Source organism: bacterium (genome assembly GCA_021372515.1).
Classification (GTDB): domain Bacteria; phylum Gemmatimonadota; class Glassbacteria; order GWA2-58-10; family GWA2-58-10; genus JAJFUG01.
The window spans coordinates 23429-43241 of record JAJFUG010000073.1; the positions used below are offsets into that span (position 1 = coordinate 23429).

The window sequence follows — 19813 nt, forward strand, 5'->3', positions numbered from 1 at the left end:
CGCTTCAGGTCTCCGGGACAGGTTGGTTGTTGGAGGTTGAATCGAGATCTAAAACTTTCGCGCGGGGCCGCTTTCGTCGGCTGCACCAGCCGGTCAGGTTGTAATAACCCACCGCTATCGGGATGAAGAAGATCGGAGTGAGCACATCGCGCTGGCGCAGCGCCGCGCCCTCGTTGCCGGTGAACAGCGCCATCGCCGAGGTGAAGATGGCCAGGAACAGAAGAAGGATGCCGGATTCACGTTTCCGGTAGCGCAACAGCCAGAGCGCTCCCGGCACGAAACAGAAAACCAGCAGGGCCAGCCAGAGGATTATCTGTGGAGCTATGACTATCTTGGACAGGTTGAGGTTGCGGGTCAGAATGGGGCTGGCCAGATAATAATAGATGGATTTTACATAAGTCTGGACCGTCTCCACGGCGGTCATCGGCCCGCCATCGCCGCCCTGGCCTAAATAGCTGAGGCGGTACGGGATCGCCACGTAATACGATCCCCCGGTGGAGATGAAGCCGTTCTGGTAGCCAATTATGCTCGCCTGTACCTGCCGGATGAGCTGCTCGATGCGCGACGGGCCAAGCTTGACCGCCAGGGCCATGCCCCCCGCTGCCAGAATGGAAACTCCCGGCCAGACCCGCCGCGGGATGAACAGCACACAGCCCAGCCCGACTGTACCCAGGGCCAGAAGGTGGGTCTGGGGTCGCATCTGACCCAGGGGCAGGCAGAGAGCCACTATAGGCAGAAGGCGCCACCAGTGGCGGCGGGCGATCATTTCCACGAAAAGGTAGAGGATGAAAGTCAGGCTCAGGGTGATGGTCGGCTCTTTCAGCAGGTTGATTGACCATAAGATCTGGCTGGGCATGAATATGGTCAGGCCCAGAGCCAGGCTCGCGATTTCCGTCCGGCCGGTCAGGCGCAGGGTGATCAGGAACACCAGCCAGCCCGACAGAACGCTCATCAGGACATTGGCCAGCATGGCCAGGAACGGGGAATAACCGAACAGGTAATGCAGCGCCCCGAAAAGCCAGTTGACCAGACTGTAGCCGTAAAAACCCGGCTGGAGGTGCGAGTTCTGGATCGGGCCAAAAGTGCCCAGAAAAGCCTGCTGAGCGTAATAGCTGACCATGAAGACCAGATTGCTGTCGCCGAAAAGTGTCACTACCCCTCCGGTGAAAGCGCTTTTTATCGCCAGGTACAGGATTACCGGAAGGCGGATGAAAAATCCGGCCAGAGCGAGACGCAGCGGCCAGGGCGAATCCAGTTGAGCGCACTTGTCCCGGACCAGACGGTACAGGAGGAAGCAGATCAGCACTCCGGCGGTCACGCCCGGCAGCAGTATCGCACCGGCGGCGAGGGCCGCGGCTGCCGTCAGAAGGGCTTTCTCAGGCTGATTGTATGGTTTCCAGGCAGGCACGGAGGGCCCCGGTGGTTGAAGAGTGCTTTTCGTTGGGGAGACAACTGTATCGGAACCGGCTTTGCCCACTGGCTTTGATTCATCCGCCGCCGCCGGTTCTGGCTCAATATAAGACAAGCCGCCGGTTGATTCCAGAATTACGCTATGCCGGATGGCAAGCCGTTCGCAATCTCTGTCTGTCCTGTTCCGGGTGTGAGTGGACATGAATGCAAGCCGGGAAAGGCTGAGAATCCTGCCCCTGGTCTCGGCCCAGGGAAAATACCCGCGCGGCTCCGACCCCTGGGTCCCGGCGCTGCGGCGCTCACTGTCCGGGCTCGACCCGGAGCGCACGGTTGTCCTTTCCAGCACCGGGCTGCCCGGCTGGGACCTGATAACTTTTCTGGCCGGGCGTCTGTGTCTGGCGGTCGAGCTGGTCCTTCCCGGCGCCGGCGAGCCGGAGGGGGTCAAGCCGGGGTTGGCCCTCGACTATGGACTGACGCCGGATAAGCTTACCGTATCGTTCTGCGGCTCGGGCGCTGGAAAGGCCGGCTGGATCGCCCGCGACCGTAGCCTTTTCGCTGCGGCCGACTGTCTGCTGCCGGTGTCGGTCCGTCCGGGGGGACGGCTGGAGGGGCTTGCGCGGGCGGCCGAGGCAGAGGGCAAAGAAATAAGGCGCGGCTTCGAGGCGCCTTGGAGCCCGCGCAACTGGAGGCCGCGCTACCGGCTCGACGGCTGCCCGCTCAATCCGGCGCTGCGCAACATTCTGAAAGGCCGCCTGACCCACTGGACGCACGCCTCGGCCGGGGCCTGGCCCGGCGAGCGTCCGGCGGACTTCCTGGCCGGCCTTCTGGCCCGCCCGGAGCACTACGTGCGGGATGCCGCGGCCACCCTGAGTCGTATCGCGGCCGAGATGCGCCTGCGCGGCTCCGGGCTGCACTTTCCCGCCCGGGAGCCGGGAGTGAGCCTCACCAGTCTGGAGCTGGAGGAGGTGCTGCCGCTGATGCGCTGGCGTCAACGCTACCTGCGCTACAGCCTGGAGCCTTTCGGGCTGGTGCTCGGGCGAGCCGCCGCCGTGGCTTGCGGGGCGAGGCCGGTGGAATACCTGGAGCGCGGACAATTGAGCCGCAACGCCGGGGAGAGGTTCTTCCAGCAGAGCCGTGGGGAGCGTACTCTCTGGAGCACGGAGCGGGAATGGCGACTGCGGGGCGATCTGGACCTTAACCTTTTCGCTCCCGGAGAGGTCCTCCTGCTGGCCGCCGACCCGCCCTCGGCGGCTGAGCTTCAAGCCGCTGCCGGGGGGAGGTTCGCCGTGGAGCCGGTTTTCACCGCCGGGGTCAGGGCGCGTCCGCGGGGTTGATTCCGGTGCTGTCCGGGGCCTGGGTCCCGAACGAATCCTGCGGTAAGCCCTGAAAGTCGGAAGCGTGGCGCACGCGGTAAAGCTTGTACTGGAACGGGAACCTCTGGGGCTCGTAGAGCGTGCTGTCCTCCGGGCTGAAACCCAGGCGTGTCATGAACCCGGGATCGATCACGTAATCCGCCTCGGATACTATCAGGCTGTCAATATCGAGCCCGCGGTACTGCAGCACGTGTGGTTCCACGCGGCCGGTAAGGTCCAGGACACGGCTGCCGGCGAGGAAACGGATCGCTCCAGGCTCGTAAGTCGCAACCACCGCCCCTGACGGCAGGTTCGTCCCGACCCATTTCGCCATGGAAACCGTACTGTAGAAGCACTGCGTGTTTAGCGACTGGTAAACTGCCTGGTAGAATATGACCGCGGACCCCTGAAGCACCACGACAGCCACCGTGGGCAGCACGGCCGCGGTGGCGGCCAGCAGCGCCGAGCGCCGTTGCAGCCGTTCCGAGATGTCGCGGATCATCAGCGCGGCCAGCACATAGACGAAAGCCAGGTCGAGCATGAAAAACCGGTCGGCCTCGCCTGTCTGTCTCGTCCCGGCGAGGCACAAGGCCAGGTGCAGTACGATGAACAGCGCCGGGACAGCCGCCGCCCTGAACCGGTGGACCAGCAGGGACCAGATCACCGGCAGCACGGCCCAGGGGAGAAAGTCGATCCAGCCGGGGGTCCCAGCCAGGCCGCCCAGCCCCTGGTACATCTGCTCCAGGCTTTGCGGTCCGCGCTGCACGGCCCAGTCGTACAGGAAAGTCAGGATTCCGGGACGTTCCGCCGCCGATCCGAGCATCGCCGCGGTGGGGTTGGGGAAAATAGTGCCGTTCTGGGAAATGCAGAACAGCATCCAGGGCAGCACCGGTACGGCGAAAGCGACCAGGGCCAGACGGAACGCGGAGCGGTCCTCCGGCGTGCCGCTGCGGCACTGGTTGCGTCTGCACCAGAGCGCCAGGCCTGCCAGGATCCAGCCGGCCGGCTGCGACAGCACGGCCAGGGCGGCGCAAAGCCCCAGCAGCGCGCCGGGCACCACGGGCTCCAGCACCAGCAGGGTGAGCGCCAGGCCGCTGAAAGCCAGGCTCAGCCCCCCCAGGCCCGAGGCCATGTTGAACCCCACTACGCCGCTGGAGAACCAGAACGCGGCCGCCACGAACGCCGCAGCCCTGACGCGCGGCACATCCCCGGCCAGGCGCAGGCTCAGCCGCCAGATCAGCCAGCCACAGCCGATAAAAAGAAACTTGCTCAGCACGGCGCTCGCCGCAAATGGGTCGAGGCTCAGGCGGCAGAACAGCGACAGCACCAGGGCGTAGAGCGGCGAATCGCTGCCCGCCGAGATCTCACCCGGATTGAAAGCGAAACGGAAAGAGTCGGCCATGTTGCCGGCCAGGACCAGATTGACGAACCCGGCGTCGAAAGGGAAAAGTTTCAGCAGGTGGAAACCTTCTGAGACGTAGAGGAACAGCAGGATCAGAAATCCAGGAGCGAGGGCTTTTTTCATTGTCACGCTTTCCGGTTCACGGTGGCGGCTGGCCGTGCTGTCTGCCTGGATACTTGCGATATATATAAAGGAGTGTTCAGGTTCTGTAAAGTGGCATGACAATGTCTCCGCCCCCTTGCGCCGGGGTGCGAATTTCGCCACCTTTCAGTTTTCGGCTGAGGTCTGAGGCTTTCGGTAAGCAAAGGAGAGGCAGATGAAAACAGGGTTCGCCGGTCTGGGGCTGATGGGCGCGTCGATGGCCGGCCATCTGGTGCGCGCCGGCCTGGAGGTGGCGGTGTACAACCGCACGCGTGAGAAAGCTCTGCCCCTGGAAAAGGCCGGGGCGGTTGTCTGCGACAGCCCGGCCGCGCTGGGCCGGCTCTGCGATGTGGTCATGCTCTGTGTGAGCGACACGCCGGATGTGCGCCAGGTGGTGCTGGGTGAGGATGGAGTGGCCTCAGGCATGGCCCCCGGCGGGCTGATTGTCGACCACTCTACGATCAGTCCCACGGCCAGCCGCGAGATCGCCGCCGAACTGGCCGCACGCGGGATCGGCTTTGTGGACGCCCCGGTGTCGGGCGGCACCAGCGGCGCGGCCGAGGGCACCCTGGTGACAATGATGGGCGGACGGGACTCTGACATCGCGCGCGCCCGCGAGGTGGTCCGGCATTACACCAGCCGCGCCGTGCATGTGGGCCCGGTCGGCCACGGCCAGTTGATGAAATGCTGCAATCAGGTGGTGACCGGCCTGCACGTGATCGCCCTGGCCGAGGGGTTCCGGTTCGCCCGCGGCCTGGGCCTGGATGAGAAAACCGCCTGGGAGACCCTGGACAGCGGCGCGGCCACCAGTTTCATCTGGCGCAAGTGGGGCGGACTGCTCAAAGAGGGCGACCTTCGCCCCGGGTTCAAGATCGGCCTGCACCTGAAAGACCTGCGCCTGGCCCTTCTGGAGTGCGAGCGCGCCGGGGTGGAGCTGCCCGGACTCAAGCTCACCGAGCATCAGTTCGAGAAAGCGGTCGAGATGGGATTGGGCGAGCTGGGGGACCAGGCCCTGGTGAAAATCCTCGAACCCGGGGGAAGAGCCTGAGCGTGGCTTTGCGGGTGTGGTCAGGATATTGTTCGGACACGTGAACGATATTAGTTTATCTCCGAGCGACTATCATACTCTGACCGCAAATCTCAACCAGAGGCGCACGATGTTATTCAAAGCCCCCCTAACCGGCCTGGGCCTGCTGCTTGTCCTGATCGCCTGCAGTTTCTCGCTCCTTAGCGCCCAGGATGAGTGGGGCCAGTTACAGGAGTTCGAGGACGGCGACCTGTCGCGCTGGAGCGTCACCGGCGGCGCGCTGGCCCTGGACAGTGTCTACGCCACCGAGCGCAAACACGACCTGCGGGTGGAGTTCCAGGCCGGGGGCGTGCTGAGTGTCGAGCTGGGCGGCCTCTGGCGCATGGAACAGATAATCCGCGAGAAAGCGGGCGATGAGGGAGGCGGCGGCTGGAAAATCCAGGAGGCGATCTTTGTCGACCTGTACAGTCCGGTCCCGCTCAGCCTGCGCCTCACTTTCCGCGACAGCCTGGGCGGCAGTTGGAGCACCCTGCGCACATTGAGCCAGGGCCTCAACCACGTTCAGTACCGGCGCGAGCAGCTGGCCGGGGTGGACTGGCTGGCCCTGCGGCGGGTGGAGTTCAGCCCCGCGGCCGCAGCCACGCTCTACCTGGACCACCTCCGCACCTGGGAGCACCAGCCCGAGCTGGACAGCCGCGGACGGATGGACATAGTCTACTCCGACTCGGTCCGGACTCCGCACGTGGCCTGGCAGCGGCCGGATGCGGCGGGCCCCTTGCGCGGGCTGTTCGTGCCGCGCGCTGGCAGCGGCCGGGTGATGGTGGAGTTGATGCAACGCTTCGAGCTGGAGCCGACCACTGTCACCTTCGAGCCGTCGCTGGGCCTGCACCGCTGGGCGTTCGGCGATTTCTACGGCACCCGCGCCCTCGAATACGACCATGTCACCGACAAGTTCAGTGTCTCCTACACCGCCCTGACCAGCGAGCTGGAGAGCCCCCGCCGGTTCGAGGTGATCGCCTTGCCCAACCTGCGCTCCTGGGCCGATACGCCGCCCGAGCTGCGTAAGGTCCTGCTCAAGCGCGTGGCCGAGGGCTGCGGCCTGGTTTTGTTCCAGCCCGTGGCCGGTGGGCCGGCCCCGGACCTGGAGGAGCTTTCGCCTCTGGCCGGACAGACCCGCCTGGAGCTGTACAGCCCGCGCGCCGCGGACCAGCCCGAGGAGCGTCCGGCCGGCCTCGCTCCCGGCGGCGGCGCCTGGAAAGCCGACGATCCCGCCCACTACATCACGCGCGGCATCCCGCTGGAGCTGATCCCGGCCGCGGACATCCACCACGTGCGCTACACCGCAAAGCCGGGAGCCAGAGTGCTGATCTCGGCGGCGGACGGCAGCCCGATCCTGGCCGTGGGCAGCTACGGCAAGGGTCGCGTGGCGGTGTTCGCCTGGGAGGACCAGGGCATGTTCCCCCGCGTGGACCGTCCCCTGGAAGACAAGAACGGCCTGCCGTACTGGGAGTATCTCTACGCCCTGACCGGACGCACCCTGCGCTGGGCCGCCGGGCGGGACGGCGCCGGGGGGTTCGGCGGCGTGGTCCTGGGAAAGGTGACAGGGGAGGGCCCGCTCGGGATTACCGGCGCCCTAACCTGCGCCCCCGGCGACAGCCTGCGCGTGGAAATCCGCGACCAGGAATACCGGGTGCTGGCCGAACGCAGGTTGCCCGCCTCCAGCGGCCCGCTGGAGCTGGCTTTCCCGGATCTGCCGTTCTGCACTCGGATGGTCGCCAACCTGTGGCTCACGCGCCGCGGCCGGGTGGTGGATTTCGCCTCCGCCGGGTGCAGCTTTTTCGGCTGGAACCGGATCGCATCCCTGGCCACCGGCCTGGACACCTACGAGCTGGGAGACACTGTCAGCGGGACAGTGCGCCTGGACCCGCACGGCCAACCCGCGCGGGTGGCCCTGGAGCTGAGCGACAACCGTGGCCGCACGCTGGCCGTGGACACGCTGAGCCTCGGTGCCGGGCAGCCTGGCACATTCTCTTTGCCGACCGCGCTCTGTCTGGCCCGCCGGGCCGTGGTCACCGCGCGGGTGCTGGACGGCAACGGCCGGGCCGTGCATTCGTCCCGCGCGGAGCTGTTCATCGACCGGCCCACGCCCTGGGATGACTACGAAGTGATGATGTACCGTTTCATGCCCCAGATCACGGCCGGGGAATGGCCGTTCCTGGACCGCTACATGGAGCGCCTGGGGGTGACCGCCTGGGCCGCCGTGCCGCCGGAGTTCGCTTTCCGCAGCAACCTGGAGCTTCAGGCCGAGACCCGTCTGGACACCGAGGAATCGCAGGACGGCGCGGGCGAGGTCCCCTACCGCGAGCAGAAAAAGAACTACGTAGCCACCCATGACAAGAAGTATCTCATCCGCCGGTACTGCCTGCACGACCCGTCCTACCTCAAGGAGCAGAAAGAGATCGTCCAGCGCCAGGTCAAGCAGTTCAAGCGGTTCAGCCCCTTGAGCTACTACTGCTACGAGGAGCCCTCGCTCACGCATTACGGCGATGCGTTCGACCTGTGTTTCGGCCCGCACACCCTGGCCGCGTTCCGCGACTGGCTGAAAGGGCAGTACGGCTCGCTGGCGGCGCTCAACGCCCAGTGGGGCGCCGCATTCACCTCCTGGGACGCCGTGACGCCGGATGACACCCCCGGAGCCCAGGCGCGCGGCAATTTCTCCAGTTGGTCCGACCACCGTATTTTCATGGAGAAGAGCTACGCCGACAACTACGCCTACGTCCGCCGCATGGTGCGCGAGATCGACCCCGAGGGCCGGGTGATGATGACCGGCACCCAGCGCACGGTGGCACAGAACGGCTACGACTACTACCTGCTCGACCAGACCATCGACCACACCCAGCCCTACGGCGAGCCGGAGCGCCACAAGGCGTTCATGCGCGCGGGGGGCAAGATCACCGGCTGCACGGGTTACGGCGTGTCGGGTGTCAAGCTGGACTACGAGCTCTGGGGCCGCCTGTTCGCCGGGCACACCGCCGGCAGCGCCATTTTCTGGCAGTTCTCGACCCTCGACCCCGACTACCGCCTCTGTAAGAGCGGGGCGGACATGCTGCGCATTTTCGGCGAGCTGCGCCACGGCGGAGTCGCGCGGCTGCTGACCACGGCGCACTGGACCCCCAGCGAGGTGGTGCTGTTCTGGTCCATGCCCGCGCTGCACGGAAGCTGGATCCAGGACGGCCGGATCGTGGAGCAGGACGGGGCCCCGAGCGCGGCGTTCGAGCGCTGGGAGTTCAACTACGAGAGCTGGCGCTGGCTGCTGGATGACCTGGGCGTGCCCTACCGCGCCATGAGCTGGCAGATGCTGGAGCAGGGCTGGTTGGAGAAATCCGGGGCCAGGGTGCTGGTCCTGCCCGCGACAATCGCCCTTTCGGAAAAGGGAACCGCCGCGGTGCGGAATTTCGTGCAGGCGGGCGGCGCGGTGATCGCGGATGCCCAGCCGGCGGTGATGGACGGCCATTGCAAGTGGCTGGAGAAGGGCGGCCTGGATGGGCTGTTTGGCCTGAGCGGACAGCGCGCCAGGCTGATCCCGACAGTGGGGGATTATACGGAGGTGCGCGGCGCTGTGCACGGGCTGGCCGTGGCGGACAGTGGAGTGCAGCCCGCGGGCGCGAGTCGGGCCGACTACGGTCCGGGTCTGCCGGGCGTGCTCAGGGGTTCGGTCGGGCAGGGGCGGACTTTCTTCCTCAACGCCTGGCTGGCCGGTTACGGACGGCTCCGTCAGACCGGCGGTGGGGCCGAGGTGCGCCAGGGCCTGGCCGCTCTGCTCAAGGATGCCGGATACAAACCGCTCATCGAGTTGCGGCCCTCCGCCGGCGGCGACCTCCAGGCCGTGCGCCTGACCTCCTACAACCTGGGCCAGGGCTACGTGCTGGGCCTGCTGAAGGACTACCGATCCGCCGACCCGCGCCAGGACCTCGACCTCACGCTGCCCGCGGCGGGCTACCAGTACGATGTCCGCGCCGGGCGCTACCTGGGCTTCGGCTCCGTGCTGCGCACGGACATCGCCCCGGGCGAGGTGCGGCTCGTGGCCAGCCTGCCCTACCGGGTGAGCGGCCTGGAGCTGAAAGGGCCGCAGACTGCGAGCCGCGGGCAGGCGGTGGAGTTCGGCGCGACCGTGCTGGCCGCGGAGGGAAAAGAGGCCGGGCCGCACGTGCTGGTGGCGCGCGTGTTCGACCCCTCGGGCGCGGCGGTGGACTACTACGGGAAGAACCTCAGTGCTCAGAACGGGCAGGCTTCTTTCAGCCTGCCTCTGGCGCTGAGCGATACGCCGGGGCGCTGGCGGGTGCGGGTGCGGGACGTGGTCAGCGGGGTGAGCGGCCAGTGGGCTTTCCAGGTGCAATGATTCGGAAACCGCCGTTTCTTTGAGACAGCCGGAGAATCGTGGAGCGTACCGTGCCGGGGCCGCGCGGAGTGTGCCGCCCCGCTGCGATGTGTCAGCCTGGAGGGGGATGATGGCGGATAAGGCGCAGGCCGAAGCGGTGAAACTTTCGCGGATCGAGCGGCGGGTGCTGGCCTTGCTGGAGGGCCTGCCGCCGGGAGGGCGCGCCCTGGAGCTGGCCCCGGGCCGCGGGGCGCTCTCGCGGGCGCTTTCGGCGCGGGGCTGGAACGTGACCGCGCTGGACTTCCATCCCGAGAATTTCGGGCCGCGGGACGGCGCACACATATTGCGCGGCGACCTCGACCGTCCCCTGCCGTTCCGGGAGGGATCGTTCGACCTTCTGGTCTGCTGCGAGGGGATCGAGCACCTGGAGCACCAGTACGCCTTCGCCCGCGAGCTGGCCCGCGTGCTGCGCCCCGGAGGCCGGCTCGCCCTGACCACGCCCAACATCTGCAACGCCGCCAGCCGTCTGCGGTTCGTTCTCACCGGGTTCTACAGCCTGTCGGTGCGCCCCTCCAGCGAGTTCAGCCGCAACCGTTTCATCGAGCATATCTACTGCCTCACTTTCTGGCAACTGAGGCATATCCTCCATACGACCGGATTGCAGATCGAGCGTGTGTCCACCGATCACATCCGGCGCAGCAGCCTGGCCCTGGCTCCGCTCTGGCCGCTCAGCCGCTGGTTCACCGGCGGCGCCCTGCGCAGCGAGGAAGAGCCGCGCCAGCGTGAGGCCAACCTGGAGATACTGCGCCAGATGCACACGGCGGCCCTGTTCTTCGGCCGCACGACCATTGTCCTGGCCCGGCGGGGGGAGTCGACATACGGAGCCTGAAACCGGCCTCGGGAAAAAAGATACGGCCCTCTCCCGTTTTTTTGTCATCCCCCGGCTTGACCCGCCGCACCGGGATGACTATCTTGGCATATCCTCACAAAACAAGCCATATTCTGTCCGCATAAATGGAGAGCCCCCATGAGCCAGAAAAGGTCCAGTATCTATTTCACCGCCAGCGGTAAAGTTTTCCCGGAAAAAGTCGATTTCCTGGGACAGGCCTACGAGAAGATCGAGGACTTACGCTACGGCACCAACCCGAACCAGGGCGCGGCTTTCTACCGCCCGGCGGGGGCCGGACTGCTGGTTCTGGGGAGCATGCAGATACTGAAGAGCGGCAAGGGCGGCCTGAGCCAGACCAATCTTGAGGACATGCACCACGCGCTGAACATAGTCAAGTATTTCGACCGTCCGGCCGTGGCGGTGATGAAGCACCTCAACCCCTCGGGCGCGGCGGTGCAGTTCCGCGGCGAGACGCAGGTGGAGGTCTACCGCAAGGCGCGGGATGCCGACAGCCGGGCGGCTTTCGGCTCGGTGGTGGCGTTCAACACCCAGGTCACAGCCGCCGCGGCCGAGGAGATCATGGGCACCGTGGTCGAGGCGGTGGTGGCCCCGGCTTACGAGAGCGCGGCCCTGGCGGCGTTCGAGGATTACCAGCGTTTCGGCCGCAACCGCCACATCCGCGTGGTCAAGGTGGACAACCTGGACAAGCTGCCGCGTTTCGAGGGCGACAACACCGAGGGGCATCTGGAGGTGAAGGTGTTCGGCGACGGCTCGCTGGTGCTGGCCGAGCCTTTCCTCAGCTCCATCCGCGGGCCGCAGGACCTCGTGCCGGCAGAGGCCGAGAACAGCGAAGGGCAGAAAATAGTCTGCGCTACCGCGCCGACCCCGGACCAGATGCAGGACCTGTTGTTCGGCTGGTACGTGAATTTCAACGTGCGCTCCAACGGGGTGATTATCGTGCGCGACGGCGTGACCCTGGCGGTGGGCACCGGCCAGCAGGATCGCGTGGGCGCGGTGGAGCAGGCCATCGAGAAAGCCGTCACCTACGCCGGGGCCGAGTCATTGCGCGGCTCGGCGATCTCCAGCGACGGGTTCTTCCCGTTCCGCGACTCCATCGACCGTCTGGCCGAGGCCGGTATCAGCTCGGTGATCCAGCCCGGCGGCAGCCTGCGCGACTGGGAGGTGGTCGAGGCCTGCAACGAGCACGGCATCGCGATGGTGTTCACCGGGGAGCGCTGTTTCTCGCACCATTGAGAACCTTGCCGTGGGGCCGGTGTAAGCCGGGAGGGCGGTGTGATGCCAATCCTTGGCGCACAACGGTTGAATCCTCATGGGCACGGCACTCCGTGCCCCTACACGCAGGCTGGCAAAAAGACTCACAACCTGGGATGAATATCCCTGAACGCAAGCCGACTAAGATGTCAATCTGAACAGGTGACGGCCAAATTGTAAAGGTCTAACGGATGCAAATGCTCGCAGCCTTGCGGGACAACCTCGGACGGATCGGCTTTTTCCTGCTGCTGGCCCTGGCCGGCGCGGCGGCGGTGGTCCTGGAGTTCCGCTACAGCTATGTCGAGGTGGCCATCGGCCGCTACCTGACCTGGCACAACGCCGAACGGACCGAGTTCGGCCAGGTCTGGGAGAACGTGACCGCCAGCGAGGATGTCCAGCAGCGGCTGGATGCCCTGGTGGTGAACCGACGCGAGCAGGAATCGCCCGACATCCGCGTGGATGACCTGGGCCAGTTGCTCGAGCTGGCCGCTGGGCGCGAGCGCCTGATCCTCACCCGCGAGCGTTTCCTGGACATCTATTCCCGCCTTCCTTATTACCAGAGCTCCATGCTTATCGAGCCGCTGCACCTGCTGGACATCAGCTCGCGGCTGGCCCAGTGGCAGCGCACGATGCTGACCCTGGAGCAGGGCGAGCTGAACGTGTTCCTGCTGGACGGCCAGAACGCGGTGCTCGAAAAAATCCTCCTCGCCCGCGAATATGTCGACTTTTTCCTGGACGGCCGCCGCACCCGCGGCCAGCCGCTGGAGGCCATACCCTCGCTCAACCAGCCGTTCTACCCGGCGGATGTGTTTTTCGACTCCATGCTCTACCTGAGCGCGGATGAGCGCGAGGGGATCCCGGTTACGGCTGGCGAGCTGCTGCAATGGCGTTACCGCTTGCAGCGCGTGGCCGTGGCCCGCGACTCCCTGGTGGGGGACCGCATGGAGATGGCTTTCGAGCTGGGCGGGGTGGAGAACCAGACTACGGTGCGCGTGCTGGGGCGAAGCCTTTCGGTCCTGCAGTTGGCCCAGCGCATGGATGAGCTTCTTTACCAGCGTTACCCGGACCGCCGTCCCGGCGCCGACACCCTGAGCGCGCCGGCGGTGCCCCCCGCGTCCGGCGAAACCCCGGAGTCGAACCCGTGAGGATGCTGCTCAAACTGGTCAAGGCCGCGTTCTACCTCGCGCTGATCCTGGCGGTGGCCGCTTTCGTGGCCGGGGTGGTGGTGGTGGTGAGCATGCGGGATGAGATACCCCAGCTTCCCGACCGTCTGGAAAAGCTGGTCCTCAACACCCGCACCGAGTTCTATTCCGGCTCGGGCAGCCTGATTTCCACGATCGGCGAGAAAAACCGCGTGCCCCTGGAGCGGATCAGCCCCAATTTCATCCAGGCCCTGCTGACCGCCGAGGATGACGAGTTCTACCTGCACCACGGCATCGACAAGAAAGGCATCCTGCGCGCCCTGCTGCAGAACCTGCGCGCCGGGCGGATCGAGGGGGGAGCCAGCACCCTGACCCAGCAGCTGGCCCGCAATTTCTTCTTCAGCCTGGAGCAGACCCATATCCGCAAGCTGAAAGAGATCCTGTTAGCCTGCCAGCTCGAATACATGTTCGACAAGAAAGAGATACTGGAGGCCTACTGCAATAACATGTATTTCGGCAGCGGAGCCTATGGCGTGGAGGCGGCCAGCCGGACCTATTTCGCCAGCCACGCCGACCAGCTCAGCCTGGGCCAGGCGAGCCTGCTGGTGGCGATCCTCAACGGCCCCAGCCTCTACAGCCCCTACCGTCACCCCGGGCGCGCCCGTACGCGCCAGCTCTGGATCCTTCAGCGCATGGTCGAGCTGGGTCTGCTCACACCCGAGGCGCGCCTGGCGGCCGAGAAAGAGGAAATCACCCTGCGCCGCTACACCGAGGGCGCCGAGCGCAGCAGCTATTTCCTGGACTACGTGCAGGACCGCATCCGCGAGCAGTTCGGCGAGGAGTTCCTGTACTACGGCGGGCTGAAAGTGTTCACCACCCTCGACCCGGCCCTGCAGTCGTCGGCGACCAGCGCGGTGCGCGGTGGCCTGCGCCGTCTGGACAGCATGCTCAGCCTTCCCGAATACGGGACGCGGGGCCAGTCCCCGGTTGATTACCCGCAGGGGGCGCTGGTGGCGGTGGAGACCGGCACCGGGGCGATCCTGGCTCTGGTGGGCGGGCGCGATTACTATGACAGCCAGTTCAACCGCGCCCTGCACCAGAACCGTCTGCCGGGAAGCTCGTTCAAGCCCTTCGTCTACTACACCGCCATGCGCGATCTGGGCCTCAGTCCGGCCTCCACCCTGGTCGACAGCGCGGTCACTTTCGTCCTGCCCAGCGGACAGACCTGGAGCCCGGGGAATTTCGAGCAGAATTTCCTCGGCCGGATGACCCTGAAAAAAGCGCTCACCCTGAGCCGTAACGTGATCTCGGCCGATCTGATCGAGATGGTGGGCCCCGACCGGGTGGTCGAGACCGCGCGCCAGTTCGGCATCCAGGCGCCGCTCACGCCCACGCCCGCGCTCAGCCTGGGCGCGAGCGGGGTGAGCCCGCTGGAGATGGCCGGGGCCTACGCCGTGCTGGCCAATGGTGGCATTTACCACGAGCCTTACGCGATCCGCCGGATCGAGGACTACCGCGGCAACGTGATATACGACCCGGTGCCGCGCGGAAGGGATGTGGCCAACCCGCAGGTGGTCTATCAACTGGTGGACATGATGCAGTCGGTCGTGGACCACGGCACCGGTCAGGTGCTGCGCCGCCTGGGGTTCATGCTCCCGGCCGCCGGCAAGACCGGAACCACCAGCGACTACCGCGACTCCTGGTTCGTCGGGTTCACCCCGGGACTGTCCTGCGCCGCCTGGGTGGGCTACGATGACAACCGCGAGATGCGTTTCACCCAGAACGGACGCCGCCTGGGCGTGACCGGCGCGCGCGGTGGAGCGCCGATCTGGGCGCTGTTCATGAACCAGGCCACCGCGGGCCGTCAGCGCCAGGAATTCCCGATCCCGCCGGGGATCGAGTTCCTGGAGGTCAACGCCTGGAGCGGCTTGCCAGCGGATGAGAGCACCGCGGCCGCGGACCGGATCACGGTCCCGCTGCTGCCGGAGCAGATAGAGGCTGTGCGCGGCGCGGCGGCTGGGGCTGATTCGGTCGGCACGGCCGACCAGACCGCCCCGCCGGCGGCGCTGGACACTCTGGAATTCTGAAACCGTCCGGGCGTGTTCCCGGGTTTTCTAACGCTTGACCCTGGGGGTGCAACATGAAAAGCGTGGACTACAGGACAGTGGAACTGGAGAAGTTCACCGGGGATGACTCGAAGGGGGCGGGCATCCGCTGGCTCGTGGCTGAAAAGGACGGGGCGCAGAATTTCGCCATGCGCATGATCGAGCTGGAACCGGAGGGATACACCCCCTGCCACAGTCATCCCAACGAACACGAGATTTTTGTCTGGAAGGGCCAGGGCGTGCTCGACCTGGAGGGCCGTCAGCACAAGCTGGAACCGGGAGTGGTGGCTTTCGTGCCGGGTGGGGTCAAGCATCAGTTCCGGAACACCGCCCCGACCTCCAAGCTGGAATTCATCTGTGTGATTCCGATAAGGAAATAGATGGTTCAGTTTTTAAAATACGTCGCAGTGCGCCTGTTTCTCGGCACGTTCGTGGCCCTGTTCGCCGTGTACCGCCTTCTGTCCTGGGTCCACGAGTCGATGTACGCCGGGCAGACACTGGATGACAGCAGCTTGCTCATCTGGTCTTATCTCGTGTTGTTGCTGGCGGTCTCGCTGGGCATGAGCCTGTGGGGACGGGTGCGTTTCCGCTGGCTGCTGGAGCGGGAGCTGGACCGCCTCAGCCGCCAGTACCACCCCAAGCTGCTGGAGCGGGCCTGGCGGCGGCTTAACTCGTTCCTGGCGAGCAGCTTTTTTTTCAACACCTCGCGCGAGCGGCTCACCCGCCTGGTCAACCGGCGGTTCGGCGATATCCTGCTCGGAATGCGGGCCGAGGACGAGCGGGCCCTGTCCATTTACGAGCTGGTGCTGGCCGCGGATCCGGACAACGAGGCCTATTTCGCGTTCCTGGTGCGGGCCTGGAGCCGACGGCCGCGGCTTTCGGAGCCGAGCCTGGTGTTCGTGCGCCGACGCTACCACGAGCGCCCGGATGACCGTCTGGTGGGCATCCTCTCCCGCGAGTACACCCTGCGCGGGGTGCTCAATTTCGAGAGCGAGCGGGTGCTGGAGCGCTGCCTGCAGGTCTACCCGGAGCACAGCCAGAAAGTGCTGGAGTTCGTGATCCCGCGCCTGGTCAGTTTCCAGCGCATGGATGACAACGCGGCCCGGTTCTACCTGGCCGCCCTGGGCCGGGGCTGGGGTGAGCGGGTGCGGCCGCTGCTCGAGACCCTGAACAGTCGCTATCGCGAGAAAAAGCGCGCGGACGGCCTGGCCCTGGATATCGGCCGGGCGCTCAAGGAGGGTGTCAGACCCGCCCCGGCGGAGACAGCCGGCGGGGCGGGATTCTTCGAGGCGCCGGTGCGGCCGGCCGCCGCGCGGGAGAGCGCCGAGTCGTTCGACCTGGTGTTCTCGCCCGGGGAATCGGCCGGGAAGGGCCCACGCCTTAAGCCCGGGAGCCTGGTCTACCAGCTGGCCCAGCGTCTGCTCGCGGGCGGGCGGGGCGCGGTGGGCGGCGGCCTGGGCCGTCGCCTGCGGCTGGTCCTGCTCCTGGCGCTGAGCCTTGTCCTGGTGTTCCTGCTCGTCTCCTCGGGTAAAAGGCTGATCGAGGCTTTCGGTCCGGCGAGTAAAACAGTGAAAGAAACACCGGCTGAAGGTGCTTTCAGCGTGCAGGCCGGGGCGTTCAAGGACAGCCTTTCGGCCGTGGCCCTGTGCGAGAAACTCAAATCCGGCGGGGTCCAGGCGCGGGTAAGCCCGGTCCAGGTGGGTAAGAGCCGTCTGTTCAGCGTGCAGGTTGGCGCGTTCGCCTCGGACTCGGCCGCCACGGCCGAGGCGCAGCGCCTGGTCTCCGTGGGCCTGCTGAGTGACTGGAAAGTGGTGGGCGCGGCCGGGCAGTGAGGCCGGCAGTAACTTAGACGTATAACAGAAGCGGGGACGTCGAGGTACGCAGGCGTCTCCGTTTTTTTGTGGTAGGAAAGTGCGCTGGGGGGGCGGGCCGGCAGCCTTTTTGCGTGACCCGCGGCCCGGGGGCGGGAACGTGTCCGGCGCGGGCAAAAAGGATGCCGGCCCGCCCCGCACGCTGCTGAGACTTCTGCCAACCTCCCTGAAAAAAGGACACGCCCCGCGTATCGAACGCAGGGCGTGTCCTTCAAGGCTTTAAATCAACTAAGGCTCAGTCCTCGTTTTTGACCGGGCGCCCCGGGCGCTGGGCGTACAGGAAAATCGCCCCGGTCACGATCAGCACAAGGCCCCAGTAGAAATCCAGGTGCAGCTCGGCGCAGGCCACCTGCGGCGGGTTGGAGAAATTGTAGATCCCCATGCCGGCTACCGCCAGCCCGTAGACAAAGATTATCAGTCCGCTTAAAAACCAGATCGTAATACGGCTCTTGCCTGCCATAGCGTCACTCCTGTGGGTTTACCAGAAGATGATGTTCAGAACGATAAAGATCGCGAAGCTGACCACGCCCCAGAACCGCGGCTGCTTGTAGAACGGGGCAGCTTTCTCTTTCGGTATGTCGGTCACGCCGTAGACCAGGTTCTTGAGCTGGGCGTCGGTCTTGGGCGTGGTGAACAGGCTGATTACAATCGTGGCGATAAAGTTAACCAGGAACGCCCAGACCGCCTGCCACATGTTGAGCGCCATGGTGCTGGCGTGCTCACTCAGAGTGACCACGCTCGGGTCGAGCCAGTTGAATTTGATGCCCAGGAAAATGCCGATCGAAGTGAGCATGCCCAGGAGCAACCCCCAGAACCCGGCTTTCTCGGTCGTTCGTTTCCAGAACATCCCCAATAGCACCGTGGCGAACAGCGGGGCGATGAAGAAGCTGAATAGGGCCTGCATGTAGTCCATGATACTGGAGAAACGCTTGACTATGTAGGTGGTGGCTATCGAGATCACCACGCCGACGATTGTGGACCAGCGGCCCAGGACCAGGAGGTGCTTGTCGCTGGCGTCTTTCTTGATGTAGCTGCGGTAGACATCGTAAGTCCAGACCGTGGCGAACGCCGAGACGTTGCCGGCCATGCCGCTCATGAACCCGGCCAGCAGGGCGATCAGGCCCAGGCCGATCATCCCGGGGCCGAAATAGCGTTTCATCAGCAGGGGCAGCACGGCGTTGTAGGTGGTGGAGGGATTGACCCCCGCGCCCTCGGGCACCAGGCCCGGGATGAGGGCGAAACCGATCAGGCCGGGCAGGATCACGATCAGCGGGATCGCCATCTTGAAGAACGAGCCGATGATCGTGGCGTTTTCGGCGCTGCGCAGGTTCTTGGTGGTCAGCACGCGCTGGACGACCAGGAAATCGGTGGTCCAGTAGCCCATGCTCAGTACGAAACACAGCCCGAACGCGATCCCCAGCCAGTGCATGCCCATCGGGTTGTCCAGCGGCGAGGCCATGGTGGACCAGATATGCAGACGGTCGAGCACCGGGGCGCCGGCCGGGGCCAGCTCGGCGGCGCGCTGGTTGACCATCGCCATCAGCTTGTCCCAGCCGCCCAGCTCGATCAGCCCGTAGATCGGGATCAGCAGCGCGCCGGCCCAGATCAGGAAGAACTGCACGATCTCGTTGAAAATGGCCGAGGTCAGCCCGGCCATGCCGCAGTAGAGGGCCACGGTGATCGCGGTGACCCAGACCGAGGTGTCGAAATCCCAGCCGAAGAAGTTCTCCAGGATCAGGCCCATGGCGTACATGTTGATCCCGCTGGCCAGCACGGTCATGATGACGAACGTGAAAGCGGACAGCCCGCGCGCTCCCTCACCGTAGCGCATCTGGAGGTAGCCCGGCACGGAGTGGGTCTTGCTGATATGGTAGAACGGCATCATGAACAGGCCGAGGAACAGGATGGCCGGGATGGCCCCGATCCAGTACCAGTGCACGGCCAGCATTCCGTACTGGTAGGTGGCGGCGCTCCAGCCCATCAGCTCCAGCGCACCCATGTTGGCCGCGATGAACGAGATGCCGGCGATCCAGGCGGTCTGGCTGCGGCCGGCCAGGAAGAAATCCTCGCCGGTCTTGGTGTAGCTTTTCAGGTAGTAGCCTACTCCTATTACGAAGAGGAAATAGAAAATGATGATGAAAAGATCAACTGCATGCAGTGTGAACATTCTTGCCGGGCCTTTCTGCCTCTGAGGGTTAACGGCTTGACGGAATAATCCGGCGCTGACTGTCTATTTTCAGGTCTCTGTCTTGCCTCAGAATTTTTCCCAGTGCAGCATCTCGGCCAGGGCGCGTCTCTGCTTGCGCGGGGGAAGGTCATCCGCGGCGTGGCCCACGGCCACCAGACTGATCAGCTTGCAGTCCGCGGGAGCGCCCACCAGTTCCTCGACTTTCCCGGCGTAATGCTTCTTGTCTCCGGCCACCCAGCAGGATCCCAGGCCCAGGGCCGTGGCGGCCAGAAGCATGTTCTGCGTGGCAGCGGCCCCGTCCTCCAGGTAATATTTGGTGTCCTTGCACAGCACCACGATACAGAGCGGGGCCTGCTCGATGAACTTGCCTGCGTCGCAGATACCGGCCAGTTTCTTGCGCTTTACCGGGTCGGTGACCAGGACGAATTCCCAGGGATCGACCCCGCGGCCCGAGGCGGCCAGCCGCCCGGCATCCACTATCGCCTCGGCCTGGCTGCGCTCGACCGGAGTGTCCTTGTAGCTTCTCACGCTTCTGCGTGTCTTCAACATTTCCATCGCGTCCATTCTGCCTGCCCTCCGGACATGAACAAACCACTCCACAAATGCATACGGGATTTGGATCTCTCACCCGGTCTC

General features: G+C 65.4%; 14 protein-coding genes. 9 read left to right on the top strand and 5 right to left on the bottom strand.

What is annotated here, in order from left to right; genetic code table 11:
* Positions 1-4: 4 nt before the first annotated feature.
* Positions 5-1408, bottom strand: coding sequence for a glycosyltransferase family 39 protein (locus tag LLH00_07690; protein ID MCE5271150.1), 1404 nt, complete (start codon positions 1406-1408; stop codon positions 5-7).
* Positions 1409-1610: 202 nt separating this feature from the next.
* Between LLH00_07690 and LLH00_07695 the strand changes: the two genes are divergently transcribed.
* The gene (locus LLH00_07695; protein MCE5271151.1) at positions 1611-2744 is read left to right on the top strand and encodes a hypothetical protein; all 1134 of its coding nucleotides are present in this window, start codon (positions 1611-1613) and stop codon (positions 2742-2744) included.
* Here LLH00_07695 and LLH00_07700 read toward each other — a convergent pair.
* A complete protein-coding gene (locus LLH00_07700; GenBank protein MCE5271152.1) occupies positions 2722-4287 on the bottom strand; it encodes a hypothetical protein in 1566 nt (521 codons plus the stop codon). The two genes, LLH00_07695 and LLH00_07700, sit on opposite strands and share 23 nt — an antisense overlap.
* A gap of 193 nt (positions 4288-4480) precedes the next feature.
* Between LLH00_07700 and LLH00_07705 the strand changes: the two genes are divergently transcribed.
* The 8 genes from LLH00_07705 to LLH00_07740 all read left to right on the top strand — a co-directional run bounded on the left by LLH00_07705 (position 4481) and on the right by LLH00_07740 (position 16950).
* Complete coding sequence (locus tag LLH00_07705; GenBank protein ID MCE5271153.1) at positions 4481-5353, top strand: NAD(P)-dependent oxidoreductase; 873 nt, start codon at positions 4481-4483, stop codon at positions 5351-5353.
* A gap of 109 nt (positions 5354-5462) precedes the next feature.
* Positions 5463-9731 carry a beta-galactosidase gene (locus LLH00_07710; GenBank protein MCE5271154.1) on the top strand — a complete coding sequence of 1423 codons (4269 nt, stop codon included), beginning with the start codon at positions 5463-5465 and terminating at the stop codon, positions 9729-9731.
* Between the two features lie 109 nt (positions 9732-9840).
* Entirely contained in the window at positions 9841-10599 is a 759-nt protein-coding gene (locus LLH00_07715) for a class I SAM-dependent methyltransferase (GenBank protein MCE5271155.1), read from the top strand.
* Positions 10600-10737: 138 nt separating this feature from the next.
* Positions 10738-11853 carry an IMP cyclohydrolase gene (locus LLH00_07720; GenBank protein ID MCE5271156.1) on the top strand — a complete coding sequence of 372 codons (1116 nt, stop codon included), beginning with the start codon at positions 10738-10740 and terminating at the stop codon, positions 11851-11853.
* 215 nt (positions 11854-12068) lie between these two features.
* Positions 12069-13016, top strand: coding sequence for a hypothetical protein (locus LLH00_07725; GenBank protein ID MCE5271157.1), 948 nt, complete (start codon positions 12069-12071; stop codon positions 13014-13016).
* A gap of 2 nt (positions 13017-13018) precedes the next feature.
* The gene (locus LLH00_07730) at positions 13019-15100 is read left to right on the top strand and encodes a PBP1A family penicillin-binding protein (protein MCE5271158.1); all 2082 of its coding nucleotides are present in this window, start codon (positions 13019-13021) and stop codon (positions 15098-15100) included.
* 53 nt (positions 15101-15153) lie between these two features.
* Positions 15154-15498 (top strand): cupin domain-containing protein, encoded by a 345-nt coding sequence (locus LLH00_07735; GenBank protein ID MCE5271159.1) that lies wholly within the window; start codon positions 15154-15156, stop codon positions 15496-15498.
* A complete protein-coding gene (locus tag LLH00_07740) occupies positions 15499-16950 on the top strand; it encodes an SPOR domain-containing protein (GenBank protein ID MCE5271160.1) in 1452 nt (483 codons plus the stop codon).
* Between the two features lie 274 nt (positions 16951-17224).
* Here LLH00_07740 and LLH00_07745 read toward each other — a convergent pair whose 3' ends face one another.
* The 3 genes from LLH00_07745 to LLH00_07755 all read right to left on the bottom strand — a co-directional run bounded on the left by LLH00_07745 (position 17225) and on the right by LLH00_07755 (position 19741).
* The gene (locus LLH00_07745) at positions 17225-17449 is read right to left on the bottom strand and encodes a hypothetical protein (GenBank protein MCE5271161.1); all 225 of its coding nucleotides are present in this window, start codon (positions 17447-17449) and stop codon (positions 17225-17227) included.
* 18 nt (positions 17450-17467) lie between these two features.
* Positions 17468-19156, bottom strand: coding sequence for a sodium:solute symporter family protein (locus LLH00_07750; protein MCE5271162.1), 1689 nt, complete (start codon positions 19154-19156; stop codon positions 17468-17470).
* Between the two features lie 87 nt (positions 19157-19243).
* Positions 19244-19741: a nitroreductase family protein gene (locus LLH00_07755; GenBank protein ID MCE5271163.1), complete on the bottom strand. Its 498-nt coding sequence runs from the start codon at positions 19739-19741 to the stop codon at positions 19244-19246.
* Positions 19742-19813 lie beyond the last annotated feature (72 nt).

Coding starts and splice junctions, on each gene's coding strand:
- LLH00_07695 (MCE5271151.1), top strand. CDS start 1,611: ATGAATGCAAGCCGGGAAAGGCTGAGAATCCTGCCCCTGGTCTCGGCC.
- LLH00_07700 (MCE5271152.1), bottom strand. CDS start 4,287: ATGAAAAAAGCCCTCGCTCCTGGATTTCTGATCCTGCTGTTCCTCTAC.
- LLH00_07705 (MCE5271153.1), top strand. CDS start 4,481: ATGAAAACAGGGTTCGCCGGTCTGGGGCTGATGGGCGCGTCGATGGCC.
- LLH00_07710 (MCE5271154.1), top strand. CDS start 5,463: ATGTTATTCAAAGCCCCCCTAACCGGCCTGGGCCTGCTGCTTGTCCTG.
- LLH00_07715 (MCE5271155.1), top strand. CDS start 9,841: ATGGCGGATAAGGCGCAGGCCGAAGCGGTGAAACTTTCGCGGATCGAG.
- LLH00_07720 (MCE5271156.1), top strand. CDS start 10,738: ATGAGCCAGAAAAGGTCCAGTATCTATTTCACCGCCAGCGGTAAAGTT.
- LLH00_07725 (MCE5271157.1), top strand. CDS start 12,069: ATGCTCGCAGCCTTGCGGGACAACCTCGGACGGATCGGCTTTTTCCTG.
- LLH00_07730 (MCE5271158.1), top strand. CDS start 13,019: ATGCTGCTCAAACTGGTCAAGGCCGCGTTCTACCTCGCGCTGATCCTG.
- LLH00_07735 (MCE5271159.1), top strand. CDS start 15,154: ATGAAAAGCGTGGACTACAGGACAGTGGAACTGGAGAAGTTCACCGGG.
- LLH00_07740 (MCE5271160.1), top strand. CDS start 15,499: ATGGTTCAGTTTTTAAAATACGTCGCAGTGCGCCTGTTTCTCGGCACG.
- LLH00_07745 (MCE5271161.1), bottom strand. CDS start 17,449: ATGGCAGGCAAGAGCCGTATTACGATCTGGTTTTTAAGCGGACTGATA.
- LLH00_07750 (MCE5271162.1), bottom strand. CDS start 19,156: ATGTTCACACTGCATGCAGTTGATCTTTTCATCATCATTTTCTATTTC.
- LLH00_07755 (MCE5271163.1), bottom strand. CDS start 19,741: ATGGACGCGATGGAAATGTTGAAGACACGCAGAAGCGTGAGAAGCTAC.